Origin of the sequence: Cobetia sp. QF-1, assembly GCF_002213105.1 — a bacterium.
Lineage (GTDB): Bacteria > Pseudomonadota > Gammaproteobacteria > Pseudomonadales > Halomonadaceae > Cobetia > Cobetia crustatorum.
In genome coordinates, this window is record NZ_NBVS01000001.1 from 50,310 (window position 1) to 64,148 (window position 13,839).

Below are 13,839 nucleotides of genomic sequence, written 5' to 3' on the forward strand. Positions count from 1 at the left end.
CGTTGTCATCGGTATCAAGCTACTGACAACAGATTGATCAAAAAACCATCAACAGCTTTCAGCAGTCAGAGACCTCATTGCCAATATCCACTCTACTGCTGGCCTTGCTACCTGCTCTGTTACCGCGTCTTCTGACAGCGCAGCTGCTGATCAACTAACCAGCTGCTGGAGAGATATCAGTGTCAGCGGCATGGACATCGGTGTATCAGTGACCTGACTGCCCAGCCAATACGCGCCCATATAGCCAACGCTATAGGCCAGCAGTAAGGCGGGGAAAAAGCGCAGATAACTCATGAAGCTGACTTCTCGCACCTTGGATAGCGCTATCACCCCTGCCGCAGAGCCAATGACCAGCAGCGATCCCCCCACCCCCGCGGCGTAGGTCATTGCCAACCACTCCGCGTCATTCATGCTGACATCTGCCTTGAGTACTGCTGCCGTCAGCGGCACGTTATCGACCACTGCCGACAACAGACCGACCAGGTAATTGGCCTGCATGGCTGGCATCAGCTCATACAGATGAGCCAACCCTTCCAGCAGGCGAGCTTCCTTCAGCGCACCCACCATGAGCAGGATGCCGAGGAAGAACAGCAACGTATCAAATTCGATTATACGAATGTAATCAAGGATACGCCTCTCTTCATTATCACTCCGTCGCTCGGCGAAATGTCCCAGCAGGAACATGATTGACATCCCGAACAGGAAGGTCAGCAACGGCGGAATGCCAAACAGCACATTGAAGCCAAGTGTTGAAAGGATGGTCGCCAGAAATAACCAGGCCACAATACGGTCTAGTCGGCGAGTCTCACGGCGTTCTCGCGACAGCGTCACTTCTCCACCCAAGCCGGGTAACAGTAGCGTCGCCAACAGCATCACACTCACGAAGGATGGGATGGCCAATAACATCAATTCGCTGATACGCACCTTGCCGGCGAGGAATATCATCAGGGTGGTGACATCGCCCGTTATCAGTGCCACACCACCAGAATTGACCGCAAACACTGCCAGTACTGCAAAGCGCAGGGTCTTCTTGGGGGGCAATCCTAACGACAGCACCAACGTCAACGAGACCAGCGTGGCGGTGATGTTGTCCGCCAGCGATGAGAAAGCGAAAGCAAAGGTGCCAGTCAGATAGAGCAGCCCTCGCTCACCGATCCGCTTGGGCAGCAGACGATAAATCAGGTTGGCGATCAATCCCTTGGCATTCAGGTAGGCGACAAAGGTCATGGCGGCCATCAAAAAAAGCCATAATGTGGCGATTTCCAGCAGATTCTCATTCAGCGCCTCTGCTACGTCATCCACTTTCAGCGCCATCGGACCGAAGATAAATAGCAGCAACCAGCTAAACGTCCCCAACAATAGGGTCGTCTTGGCCTTGTTGAGGTGAATCACGTCCTCGATCGCAATCAGAACAAAGGCGGCCAACGCCAGCCCCACCAACAATATCTGCAACCACATGTCACTCTTTCTCCCTGAGTTGCCGCCCTGAATTGTCACCCGGTGCGACAGCAGTTAGTAGCGCATACACTGGCCAGCTCATCATGAGCAGACTTCATCGCCTTGGGGTCGACTGGCAAAATAGCCGACATGTGCATGACACCACACGGCGCAAAGCGCCACCATTCGACCTGCGATGCGTTCAATAGACGCAACGACAAGTTGCTTGGATCTGTGGTTTCGGGGTGGGCTTCCACTCGCCGGTGAATTACGATGGCGCGATCTGATGAAGGAGTCATGCATGTCGAGTATCAGAGGCGTCATCAGCCTGCTATTTCTGATCATCAACACCTTGTTCTGGGCAATACCGCTCTACCTGTTGGCACTACTCAAGCTGATTACCCCTTCACGACGCTTGCAACTTCACCTGTTGGAAGGATTGAACTATCTCGCCATGGGCTGGATTGGTGCCAATAATGTGTGGATTCATGCATGGATACGTCCACGCTGGCATATCAGCGTGCCAGCTGCGCTGAAGGACGGGTCCGCTCATCGTCGCTGGTGGCTGGTGATTGCCAATCACCGTAGTTGGACCGATATTTTCGTGTTGCAATACGCATTGCATCGTCGCACCCCTATGCCCAAGTTCTTCCTCAAGCAGGAGTTGATCTGGGTGCCGGTAATCGGCTTGGCCTGGTGGGCGTTGGAATTTCCCTTCATGCGTCGTTATAGCCGTGAACAGCTGGCAGACAATCCTCATCTGGCGGCACGTGACCGCGAGGCGACACGGCGTATCTGCGAGCGAGCGCGTCAGGCACCAATGGCAATCTTCAACTTTGTCGAAGGCACACGCTTCACACCGACCAAGCATGATGAGCAGCAAAGCCCGTTCACTCAGCTACTCAGGCCGCGTGCCGGGGGCAGTGCTCAGGTGATCAATATTCTTGGCGACCGACTTTCGGGCATTCTCGATGCGACCCTCGATTATCGCCATGCCAGCGCCAGCTTCTGGGGATTCCTGTGCGGGCACGGTGGCGATATCAGCGTCGATATCGTGCAGCGCCCTCTGGAACCTTGGATGCTGAGCGGGAATTATCATGCGGATGCCGCCTATCGCGAGCGCTTCCAGCAATGGCTCAACCAGGTCTGGAAGGACAAGGATGCCCGACTGTCACGCGCAGGAAATGACATTGATGAATACTGAAATCGTCCACAATGGTGGCCGTGCTTTTACACTCCCCTCTCTCAGCGCTGCTCTTCGCTGGCTGGGGCTCGCGTGCCTGTCACTGTGGCTTGGCGGTTGTGCAACAGGTAGCTATTCGGGCTCGCCGGCTGGCCAATGGGTCACCATTCAGCAAGGTGATACGCTGGGCAAGATCGCGCGTGATGCCGATATTCCCTTGTTGCGTCTGACGCGCTTCAACCCCGGCGTCAAGATTCGTGACCTCAAGGTTGGCCAACGCATCCTGGTGCCTACCGCCAGCGAGCGAGCGCCCTCTGGCGGTCCTTATCGGTACCAGATGCGCCCCGGTGACACCTACTCCAAGGTCGGACGTTACTTTGCTGCCAGTCCTCAACGGATTCAGGCGGCCAACACGGGGCTGAATCCGAATGACCTGAAGGTAGGGACGCTTATTTCGGTACCACTCAATGGTGGACCCAGTCGTAGCAGTGCCCCTGTAGGACGCGCCAGCGCCGGCAGTCTTGTCGCGCGCCCAGACCCGGGGCCTCTGAAGAAACCGAGGCAATTGTGGCGCTGGCCTGCAAGCGGTCAGGTCACGCGTGAATTCGGCACCAACGGCAACGGACAGCTTGCGCCGATGCAGATTCGCACTGGCACCAATGGTGTCGCTAGCGCACCAGCCAAGGGGCAAGTGCGCTTCGCCGATACCATGCGGCAGCTGGGTAACGTGGTCATCATTCACCACTCTGGCAATCTGCAAAGCGTATTAGCGCAGTGTGGTGAGATTCTCGCCAAGGTTGGACAGCAGGTCACACCGGGCACACCGCTATGCCGTGTCGCGCAAAGCCATAATGGCCAGCATGAGCTGCTCTTCGATGTGCGGCATGGTGGCAAGCCCATCAATCCACGCGACATCCTCGAGAAGCGCTGAAGCTGTTGATCATGAAGACATTGCGCTTAGTGATATCGATGTAAGCAACACCTGTCTCGACGGCACTTTACGCCAGCCGATCGGCATACCCCCCATGACACCCGGCCTTCACAGGCTCGGGTGTCATCACTTCGTCACCTGCCTGTTATCTCGTCGTCACCCCACTGGCCAATACTTTCCTCAATGGCCACCTAGGGAGACGTCATGGAGCGTATTGCCTTCGTCAGTGAAACCTGGCACCCGGAGATCAATGGTGTGACTCATACCTTGAGCCATCTGTGCGGGCAACTCGCCGCACGCGGCTGTGAACTCCAGCTCATCCGTCCTGCCACACGTGATGGCAGTCACGAGCCCCGCGCACAGCAAGAACTGCAGGTCAGTGGCTTCCGCCTTCCCGGTTACGACAGCGTTCAGATCGGTGTTCCCGCACCGCGCCGCTTGATGCGACTGTGGCGTCGATATCGTCCGACGGTAGTGTATATCGCAACCGAAGGCCCGCTTGGCATCAGTGCCCTGCTGGTAGCACGCCACTTGGGGCTACCTGTGGTCGCTGGCTTCCATACCAACTTTGATCAATACAGCACCCATTATCGGCTCAAGGCGTTACGTCCGCTGGTACGGTATGGCCTACGCCAATTCCACAATGCCGCACGCATGACACTCGTCCCGACGCGCACCCAAGCTGACACCCTCATGCAGCAAGGCTTTCAGCATGTACAGGTCGTCGGACGCGGACTGGACTGCTCGCACTTTTCTCCCAAGCATCGTAGCGAGGTGCTCCGCGAGCAGTGGGGGGTAAGCTCTCAGCAACCCATCGCACTCTATGTCGGGCGTCTGGCGGCCGAAAAGAATATCGAGCTACTGATTCGCACCTACGATGCCATGCAGGCAGTACAGCCGGACCTCGTACTGGTACTGGTAGGCGATGGCCCTCTACGTGAACGACTACAGCAGCGCCTGCCAAATGCCATCTTTGCTGGCTTTCAGACCGGCGACGCTCTCGCCACTTACTATGCCAGCGCCGATATTTTCGTTTTCCCCTCACTGTCGGAAACCTTCGGCAATGTCGTGCTGGAAGCCATGGCCAGCGGGCTAGCCGTCATCGCGTTCGATTACGCGGCGGCGGGAGAAGTGATTCGTGATGATCATCAGGGGCTGCTAGCACCATGCACACAACCCGATCGCTTCATCGAACAGGCGGTGGAGGTCTGCCAACGGCCGGCCCGCATCGCCCGCCTGGGACGCGCTGCACGTGTGCGCGTCGAACCGCTAGGCTGGAGCCGTATCGCCGATGGCTTTCTCGCCTGCCTGCGCCACGCCGAGGAAAAAGCTCATGCACGATCGCAACCTTCTCGTCTTTGAACGGCTAGACCTGCTGGAATGGCGGCTGTGCCGACAGGTCGCCCGCCTGGCGCTGTTTCGACCAGTGCTGGCACTATTTAGAGGCGTCTCTCGACTGGGCGACTGGCCAGTCTGGCTCTTGCTGACCCTAAGCCTGCCGTTACACACTGCATCGGGTGGCTGGTTATTACTGGAATTTAGCCTGGCGGCCGGGGTGGGGGCACTGCTCTATCGCGCACTGAAAACACGTCTTTGTCGAGAACGCCCCTTCATCACGTTCACGACCATCAACTGCACCATGCCACCGCTGGACCGCTACAGCTTCCCCAGCGGCCACACCCTGCATGCCACGCTATTTGCCAGCCTGACGGCACAACAGGTGCCTGAATTAGCCATCATCGTGACACCACTCGCCCTACTGATTGCACTGTCTCGCGTAATTCTGGGGCTGCATTACGTCAGCGATGTATTGGCCGGTGCAGTGCTCGGTCTGGGTCTGGCGGAGCTGGCGATCCTGGGTTTCGAATCTCTAGCCCGCTAGTACGATCGTCTCTACCGAACCTTCTACAGAGGCTTGCTCACTACGCGACGGCTCTGGCAATCTCGATGAATGAGCACACCACCTCCAACCGATGATCTGTTCGCGACACATGCGACACCGTCTGCTGTCGATATCGTCCGACGACTGCCCGAGGACTGGCAGCCGCTCGCTCACGGCTGGTATCGCCATCCGCTACATCCGCTTTACCTCAAACCGCAAGCACTGACGCCGCTCCAGGCCGATCAGGCGCTTGCCACGTTGGAAGGCACACTCGACTGGCAACGTCCTAGCTTGAGCGTGCATGGACAGACACACCCGATACCCCGCCGACAGGTCTGGATGGGAGATAGAGGAGCACGCTATCGCTACTCGGGCAGTTTGTTTGAGCCAACGCCCTGGCTACCGATGGCCTGGCGTATTGGTGAGTTATCACGGTGCGCGATCAATGATGAACTCGGTGCTCAACCGGACCAGAAAGTGCGTATCGAGCCTCGAATAGGCACCCCCTTCAACAGCCTGTTGGCCAATCGCTATGCCGATGGCAATGATCGCATGGGCTGGCACAGTGACAATGAGCCAGAGCTGGGGAATCGCCCCGTGGTACTGGCGATCTCACTGGGACTGATGCGGCCATTACGCTTCAAAGGCCATCCGCGCAGCCCACATGCAGAGACACCAGCCTTCAATCTCTGGTTGCCGCATGGCTCACTGCTAGTCATGGGGCGCGGCTGTCAGGATCACCTGCATCACGCCCTGCCACCGCGCAAACTCGAAGGTCTGCGCATTAGCCTGACCTATCGTCAGTTACTGACACCCTCACGCTGATCACTCGCGAGAGCAGCATTCGGATAGCGGGCGCGCAACGTGTCGAGCATGGCTTGTACCGCCACGGAGAGCTCGTGACGGCGACGGCGTATCACCCCCACCTTCTGGTGAATCACGGGACCTTCAAGCGGAATGCAGTGGCACCCGAGCGCCGTCATCTGGCCAGCGCTCATCGCGGGCACTGCACTGACCCCCAGGCCCTCTGCCACCATGCGTCCGCACGTGACTAGCTGATGGGTCTCGAACGCTACTGCTAGCCCAAGACCAGCTTCCGCCAAGCGCTGCTCTAACATATGCCGCACACCAGAAGGCCGTTGCAAGGTAATGAAATCTTCCTTATGCAGTTGTGCCCAGTCGATGTGCCGTGGGTTGGATTGCAATAGCGTATGGCCAGGCGGCAGGATGGCGATGTAGCGGTCCTCGAACAGCAACTCGAAAATCAGGTCTTCCCGCACACCGGGATCAAAGCTGATGCCCAGCTCCACTCGGCCATCGGTAACGCGCTCGACCACCTCCTCGGCAATCACATCGTTCACTTCAATGGTGATCTCGGGAAACTGGCGCCGAAAGGCGGCCAATACGCCCGGCAGCAAATTACCGGCAAAGGTCGGCATGGCCGCCAGTGCCACTCGCCCGCGCCCCAGGCTGAAGCGCTGACGCATATCATCCTCGGCATGCTCCCAGTCAGACAACAGCCGCCGTGCGAGCGGAAAAAAGGCTCGGCCTTCCGGCGTCAAGCTAACCTGACGAGTGGAGCGCTGAAATAGCCGACCGCCCAACGACTCCTCAAGATTCTTGACCGCCAACGACAATGCCGGCTGCGAGAGATGCACCAAGGTACCGGCCTCGGCGAATGACAAGGTCCGTGCGACGGCCACGAAGGCACGCAACTGCTTGAGCGTCATGAGCACTCCTCGTTGGGAAAATCACTGCTGAAGCAGCCGCTTGTGCCACCTGCAGCTACCGTGAAGACAATCACTGATAGCCTGCAGATCAACCATTTATAAATAAATCTGATCAATCTATCTGAAAAACAAACTTATACAAATATATACAGCGCCACTTTTGTCGGCAATGATGAAGTCATACTCTTTTGCAGTGGGATATAGCGTGAACGTCCCGACATGTCGGCATCGACTCTAACAACACAACACGCTCAAGGAGATTCGCATGGCAGGATTCAACAAGGTGGTGACCAGCTACGCTGATGCCATGGCTGGCTTGAAAGATGGCATGACCGTGATTGCCGGTGGCTTTGGCCTGTGCGGTATTCCCGAGAACTTGATCCAGGAAGTCAAGCGTCTTGCCGTCACAGACTTGACCGTTGTCTCCAATAACTGTGGTGTCGACGGCTTCGGGCTCGGCGTACTGCTGGAAGACCGTCAGATCAAGACCATGATCGCCTCCTACGTCGGCGAGAACGCCCTGTTCGAGCAGCAGATGCTGAGTGGCGAGTTGGAAGTCATCCTCACGCCGCAAGGTACGCTTGCCGAGAAGATGCGCGCCGGCGGCGCAGGTATCCCCGCCTTCTTCACCGCTACTGGCTACGGCACGCCCATCGGCGAGGGCAAGGAAGTACGCGAATTTGACGGCCGCCCCTATATTCTTGAAGAAGCCATCAAGGGTGACTTCGCCATCGTCAAGGCATGGAAAGCGGATCGCTACGGCAACGTCGTCTATCGCCATACCGCGCGTAACTTCAATCCGCTCGCCGCGACAGCCGGCAAGATCACCGTGGTGGAAGTAGAAGAGCTGGTAGAACCCGGCGAGCTGGACCCGGCTGATGTCCATACACCCGGCATCTACGTCGATCGCGTCATCCTGGGTAAATTCGAGAAGCGCATCGAGAAACGTACCGTACGCACGCGTTGAGCCTCGCTCCGCCCGCACTGACTTTCTCCCGCATGCATTGCGTCAGCCCATATTGATGGCGCTCAAGAACAAGGAATGAATCATGGCTTTGACACGTGAACAGATGGCCCAGCGAGTGGCTCAGGAAATTCAGGACGGCTCTTACGTCAATCTAGGTATCGGGATTCCGACACTGGTAGCCAACTACATCCCCGATGGTATCGAAGTGATGCTGCAGTCCGAGAATGGCCTGCTGGGCATGGGCCGCTACCCTTACGAGGATGAAGTCGACGCAGACATGATCAACGCCGGCAAGGAAACCGTAACCGCCATCGACGGTGCGGCCATCTTCGACTCGGCCGAATCCTTCGCGATGATTCGCGGTGGCCACGTTGATCTGACCGTGCTCGGTGCCTTCGAGGTCGATGTGAACGGCAACATCGCCAGCTGGATGATTCCCGGCAAATTGATCAAGGGCATGGGCGGCGCGATGGATCTGGTCGCCGGTGCCGAGAACATCATCTGCACCATGACTCATGCTTCCAAGCACGGTGAGTCAAAGCTGCTTAGCCAGTGTGAGCTACCGCTGACCGGTGCTGGCTGTATTCGACGCGTATTGACCGATCTGGCCTTCCTCGAAATCAAGGACGGTGCCTTCCACCTGCTGGAACGCGCACCTGGCGTCAGTGTCGAAGACATCAGCCGCCTGACCGCAGGCAAGCTGATTATTCCGGATCACGTGCCAGAAATGCAGCTCGACGCGTAAGCGACAAGAGGCTGAATTCTTGCCCGGCCTTTCAGTAATTTTATTGGCTTGATTCAGCCTCTTTGACTCTCCCCTTTTGATAAAGATCTCTCACAGTGTGATGGGCGCATCACACTCTCTCTCCGAGAGCCTTGATGACGTTATAGTCATCCACCGACAGCGCTGCCATCGTTGTCGGTTTTTTTCATCCAATCTATTGATATATATAGAGTTAATATCTTCACTAACTTTCTTGCCACTGAAGCTATACACGACTATCCCTCTTGTGAGGAAAGATCTGAAAGCAAACAACAGTAGTGCTTTCTCGCAAGATAACGGGATAAAAAATCATTTATCACAGTCCTCTTTCCGTAACACAATTCTCATGCCTTACAATACGCTTGTGCGCTCAAATCCGGCGCACGATTATTAGGCAATCAGAGAAGTTTTTGATATTTCATTTGACCTTACGGCCTTAGCAGCGCAGTATTGCTCTCGTTGGTTAGCAAGTCGAATATCGTCAGTCGTGATCGAAACACTTCGGTACCTGGTGCATATCCTCCTTGTTTTACCCACGTATATCGGGTAACTCCCGGCAATATCATCAGTAAGGAATTACGATCATGGCAACTGGTACAGTCAAGTGGTTTAACGACACTAAAGGTTTTGGTTTCATTTCTCCGGACGACAACGGTGACGACCTGTTCGCACACTTCTCCGAAATTCAGGCTGAAGGCTTCAAGTCTCTGCAAGACGGTCAGAAGGTTTCCTTCGACGTCACCCAGGGCAAGAAAGGCCTCCAGGCCGCTAACATCAAGCTGGTTGACTAAGCTTTGATTTAGCAGGAAGAGGCTAACCCCTCCTCCGACAAAAAAGCCCGCCTCGGCGGGCTTTTTTGCGTCTGTCATTTCTGTACTGATACAACAGCCTCTGCACCGACACGATGGCTGGAACGCTCAACGGCGGTGAGTAAAGCAGGCCTGAGAGACCGTCACGGAAAAGACAGTCATGAAAAAGGGACTGCCATGGCAGTCCCTTTTGACGTGACGTATCGCCGCGAGCGGTACGCAACAACATCAACTCACCAGCCTCTAGCCGCGGTAGTAGCGCTGCTCAACGAACGGCATCTTCGTCACTGTCATCGGCAGACGCTTGCCACGCACATCAGCAAACAGCTGTGTTTCCAGCGCACTGTGCGCGACCACTACATAGCCCATCGCCACCGGTTTGCCATATGTCGGCCCGAAGCTACCCGAGGTCACGACACCGATAAGATTCCCTTCACCATCGAAGAGCTCAGCGCCTTCACGAACCGGCGCACGCCCTTCAGCCACGAGTCCAACACGCTTGCGTGCGTGGTCCTTGTTGGCAACCTGGGTCAGAATGACATCTGCTCCCGGGAAGCCGCCCTCACGCTCACCACCGTGACGACGCACCTTGCCGAGCGCCCAGATCAAGCTACCTTCCACGGGCGTGGTAGTGGTGTCCAGATCATGGCCGTAAAGACACAGCCCTGCTTCCAGGCGCAGAGAATCGCGCGCACCCAAGCCGATAAGCTCGACTTCATCTTCAGCCAGCAACAGACGTGCGAAACGTTCTGCATCAGCATTCGGCACTGAAATCTCGAAGCCATCCTCACCGGTATAGCCGCTACGGCTAGCCCAGCACTCGATACCCTCAATACTGACACGCGCGTGATGCATGAAAGTCAGCTCGCACACCTCAGGAGCAAGACGCTGCATGACGGCGTGAGCCAACGGACCCTGTAATGCCAGCAGTGCACGATCATTGAGCACATCAATCTCGATCTCCGTTGGCAAGCCGACACGCAGATGCGCGATGTCCTGATCCTTGCAGGCGGCATTCACCACCACATAGAGATGATCGCCACCATTGACGATCATCAAGTCATCGAGGATGCCACCGGCATCAGAGGTGAATAATCCATAACGCTGCATCCCGACTGGCAGGTCAACGATATCAGTCGGCACCAAGGTCTCCAGTGCGGCCTGCACATTCTCGCCACGCAGAGTCAACTGTCCCATATGAGAGACATCAAACAACCCTGCCTTGGCGCGCGTGTGCTCATGCTCCTTCTTGACACCTAGCGGGTACTGCACCGGCATGGCGTAGCCGGCGAACTCGACCATCTTGGCACCCTGCTCGACATGCAGGTCATGGAGGGCGGTCTGCTTGAGACCTTGCACTGAGGCGGAATCGGACATCGGAATTCTCCAGGTTGGCATGCAAAACCCGCAGACAGCCAAGGGTGTGGCCCCAGGCCGCGGGAGGCTAGTGAACTGAAAATCTGGACACCTGGGTGAGAGCTGCCAGAGCGCCCCCCACCCAGTCCCGATCCGCTGATCACGAGGGCTGATGGATAGCCTCATGATTCATCACATCAGAAATATGTTTTAGCGATCTTCGCCGGCCATCACATCCTTGCCGTCGAAGTAATCACGTGTGAGCTTGAAGACCACCGGTGACAGCAATGCCAGACCGATAAGGTTCGGGATTGCCATCAGTGCATTGAAGGTATCCGCCATGAGCCAGATCAGATCCAGCTTGGCCATCGCCCCTACCGGGATCGCGATCACGAACAGGATGCGGTACAGCATGATCGGACGCGCACCGAACAGATACTGGAAGCACTTCTCACCATAGAAGGACCAGCCAAGAATGGTAGTAAAGGCAAATACCGCCAACGCAATAGCCACGATGTGATCGCCCACGCCCGGCAATGCCTGGTCAAAGGACATCGAGGTCAGTGCAGCCCCTGTCTCACCAGAAGACCATAGCCCTGAGGTGATGATGGCCAATGCAGTAATGGTGCAGATGACGATGGTATCGATGAACGTACCCAGCATCGCTACCAGGCCCTGACGCACCGGGTTATTGGTTTGCGCAGCTGCGTGTGCAATCGGCGCACTCCCCAAACCAGCCTCGTTGGAGAAGATACCGCGCGCGACACCGAAACGAATCGCTGCCATGACTGCTGCACCGGCAAAACCACCGGTCGCGGCGACAGGATTGAACGCGTAGGTGAAGATCAAGCCAAAGGCATGACCGATCTGGCTGGCATTGATCACCAGGATGATGATGCCTGCCAGGAAGTAGGCAATCGCCATGAACGGCACCAACTTGCCTGCTACATTGGAAATACGCTTGATGCCGCCCAGAATAACCGCGCCTGCCAGCACCATCATCACGACCCCAGACACCCAGTGAGGGATAGCGAAGGACGTTTCCAGTGCATCGGCCACTGAGTTGGACTGTACGGTATTGCCAATGCCGAATGCCGCGAAGCAGCCAAAGAAGGCAAACGCGCCGCCCAACCAGCCCCATTTGGGGCCAAGTCCATTGCGGATGTAATACATCGGCCCGCCCACGTGCGCACCGGTCTCATCGACCTCACGATAACGCACTGCGCACACAGCCTCAGCATATTTGGTTGCCATGCCGACTAACGCCGTCATCCACATCCAGAAGATCGCACCAGGCCCACCCAGCGCAATCGCCGTGGCCACACCGGCAATGTTACCCGTGCCGATGGTGGCAGACAGAGACGTCATCAGGGCATTGAACGGAGAAATCTCACCATCGCTTTCCTTGCCCGGAGCGCGCCCACCCCATAGCAACTTGAAACCAGTGCCCAACTTGCGAATCGGCATGCCTTTGAGGCCAGCCTGAAGATAGAAACCCACCCCGAGCAGGAGGATCAACATCAACGGGCCCCACACGACACCATTGATGGCAGTAAAGACAGAACTGATCATTTCCACGCAGATTTCCTCCGCTGAATTATTTTTGTTACACGATGCGCAGTGCACACATCCTGGCTTTCACATGTCTCGATCGCCATGTGAAAGCTCACATTAGCGGAAGCCACCAGACTTCACTAGTCCGGCAGGTCTTTACGCTAGGTTGCGAGCAAGATAGTGCGCAAAAAATACAAAAAAATGCGCCACTCCATAACGTTTCATCGTGTTTTCGTGTGGTGATCCAGTACGGGTAACTCTCTCTTGTGAGGCAGCAGCACTCTCTTGGAGTAACGGTAGGACTGTGCAGGCCTTACTTCTACACGGGTGCCAAACGCAATTGACAGTCCTGCAACCGGAGCACAATATGGAAACAAGTTTCCTATACGAAACAGCCAGCACTTTAGCGCGGGATGAAATAGCTCGCAAGTCGAGGCCAGGCTTTCACTGAAAGCCTGGCCATAGCCGACTGATGTGCTCGCCAGGCAAGGAATCAAGCATCACCTGATATAACAACCGCCTGCCCTGGGCCTGATAACATGCGACTCATGGTTCACTGCAGGATGGCACTGGACGTTCGATGAGCGGCAGACCACGATAGAGAGGCGGACGTCATGCGCACCCGCCAAAAGTCGTAGCGGCACGTGACATCCAGCCACTGCCACGCTTGGATACCTTCGTGCATAATGACGAACCGATTCCCTGAATTAGAAAATCTTTTCACATAGGAAAACACTCATGAGCAATATTCCTGCCACGCTTAAGTACACCGAAAGTCACGAGTGGGTTCAGGACAACGGTGATGGCACCGTGACCATCGGAATCACTGACCACGCTCAGGAAGCACTGGGTGATGTCGTCTTCGTCGAGCTGCCGGAAGTCGGCCGTGAATTGGCGCTTGAAGAAGAATTCGGTGTCATCGAGTCCGTCAAGGCAGCTTCCGATCTGTATGCACCTCTAGCAGGTGAAGTCATTGCCATTAACGAAAGCCTCGAAGACGCACCTGAATCCGTCAACGAAAGCCCTTACGACGATGCCTGGATTCTCAAGATGAAAGTCGCCGACAGCACTGATCTCGAAAAGCTGCTCGACGCTGATGCCTATACCCTGCTGGTCGAAAGCGAAGCTTGATGCCTGTCAGCCTCCTGCCCTCGCGAGTGGGAGGCACCTTTGGCTCTACGTACGTTTCACATCCGCTGAGCTTTCCTTGCAGCACCTGTTCATTTC

The 13,839-nt window shown here is 56.3% G+C and carries 13 protein-coding genes; 9 read left to right on the top strand and 4 right to left on the bottom strand.

What is annotated here, in order from left to right:
- Positions 1 to 150 precede the first annotated feature (150 nt).
- Positions 151 to 1,458 carry a sodium:proton antiporter NhaD gene (gene nhaD, locus CFN46_RS00255; RefSeq protein WP_024952745.1) on the bottom strand — a complete coding sequence of 436 codons (1,308 nt, stop codon included), beginning with the start codon at positions 1,456 to 1,458 and terminating at the stop codon, positions 151 to 153.
- A gap of 280 nt (positions 1,459 to 1,738) precedes the next feature.
- Between nhaD and CFN46_RS00260 the strand changes: the two genes are divergently transcribed.
- The 5 genes from CFN46_RS00260 (at position 1,739) to CFN46_RS00280 (ending at position 6,258) form a co-directional block, all read left to right on the top strand.
- Entirely contained in the window at positions 1,739 to 2,641 is a 903-nt protein-coding gene (locus CFN46_RS00260) for an acyltransferase (RefSeq protein ID WP_088742397.1), read from the top strand.
- Complete coding sequence (locus tag CFN46_RS00265; protein WP_024952747.1) at positions 2,631 to 3,551, top strand: LysM peptidoglycan-binding domain-containing protein; 921 nt, start codon at positions 2,631 to 2,633, stop codon at positions 3,549 to 3,551. Before CFN46_RS00260 ends, CFN46_RS00265 begins: the two co-directional genes overlap by 11 nt.
- Positions 3,552 to 3,755: 204 nt before the next feature.
- The gene (locus tag CFN46_RS00270) at positions 3,756 to 4,913 is read left to right on the top strand and encodes a glycosyltransferase family 1 protein (RefSeq protein ID WP_088742398.1); all 1,158 of its coding nucleotides are present in this window, start codon (positions 3,756 to 3,758) and stop codon (positions 4,911 to 4,913) included.
- Complete coding sequence (locus CFN46_RS00275; protein WP_088742399.1) at positions 4,885 to 5,433, top strand: phosphatase PAP2 family protein; 549 nt, start codon at positions 4,885 to 4,887, stop codon at positions 5,431 to 5,433. The genes CFN46_RS00270 and CFN46_RS00275 overlap by 29 nt, the downstream gene beginning before the upstream one ends.
- Before the next feature lie 69 nt (positions 5,434 to 5,502).
- Positions 5,503 to 6,258, top strand: coding sequence for an alpha-ketoglutarate-dependent dioxygenase AlkB (locus tag CFN46_RS00280; protein WP_088742400.1), 756 nt, complete (start codon positions 5,503 to 5,505; stop codon positions 6,256 to 6,258).
- Here CFN46_RS00280 and CFN46_RS00285 read toward each other — a convergent pair.
- The gene (locus tag CFN46_RS00285; protein WP_088742401.1) at positions 6,234 to 7,163 is read right to left on the bottom strand and encodes a LysR family transcriptional regulator; all 930 of its coding nucleotides are present in this window, start codon (positions 7,161 to 7,163) and stop codon (positions 6,234 to 6,236) included. The two genes, CFN46_RS00280 and CFN46_RS00285, sit on opposite strands and share 25 nt — an antisense overlap.
- A gap of 265 nt (positions 7,164 to 7,428) precedes the next feature.
- Here CFN46_RS00285 and CFN46_RS00290 point away from each other — a divergent pair, with 265 nt between their 5' ends.
- The 3 genes from CFN46_RS00290 to CFN46_RS00300 all read left to right on the top strand — a co-directional run bounded on the left by CFN46_RS00290 (position 7,429) and on the right by CFN46_RS00300 (position 9,684).
- On the top strand, positions 7,429 to 8,130 hold the full coding sequence (locus CFN46_RS00290) for a CoA transferase subunit A (protein WP_088742402.1): 702 nt from the start codon (positions 7,429 to 7,431) through the stop codon (positions 8,128 to 8,130).
- Positions 8,131 to 8,212: 82 nt separating this feature from the next.
- A complete protein-coding gene (locus CFN46_RS00295; RefSeq protein ID WP_024951637.1) occupies positions 8,213 to 8,875 on the top strand; it encodes a 3-oxoacid CoA-transferase subunit B in 663 nt (220 codons plus the stop codon).
- A 602-nt stretch (positions 8,876 to 9,477) separates the two neighbouring features.
- The gene (locus CFN46_RS00300; protein WP_024951638.1) at positions 9,478 to 9,684 is read left to right on the top strand and encodes a cold-shock protein; all 207 of its coding nucleotides are present in this window, start codon (positions 9,478 to 9,480) and stop codon (positions 9,682 to 9,684) included.
- Between the two features lie 261 nt (positions 9,685 to 9,945).
- Here the strand turns inward: CFN46_RS00300 and gcvT are convergent, their stop codons facing one another.
- Positions 9,946 to 11,061 (bottom strand): glycine cleavage system aminomethyltransferase GcvT, encoded by a 1,116-nt coding sequence (gcvT, locus tag CFN46_RS00305; RefSeq protein ID WP_088742671.1) that lies wholly within the window; start codon positions 11,059 to 11,061, stop codon positions 9,946 to 9,948.
- Between the two features lie 207 nt (positions 11,062 to 11,268).
- Positions 11,269 to 12,636 carry a sodium:alanine symporter family protein gene (locus CFN46_RS00310; RefSeq protein ID WP_088742403.1) on the bottom strand — a complete coding sequence of 456 codons (1,368 nt, stop codon included), beginning with the start codon at positions 12,634 to 12,636 and terminating at the stop codon, positions 11,269 to 11,271.
- A gap of 714 nt (positions 12,637 to 13,350) precedes the next feature.
- Between CFN46_RS00310 and gcvH the strand changes: the two genes are divergently transcribed.
- Positions 13,351 to 13,743, top strand: a complete 393-nt coding sequence (gene gcvH, locus CFN46_RS00315) for a glycine cleavage system protein GcvH (RefSeq protein ID WP_088742404.1) — start codon at positions 13,351 to 13,353, stop codon at positions 13,741 to 13,743.
- The last annotated feature ends 96 nt before the right edge of the window (positions 13,744 to 13,839 follow it).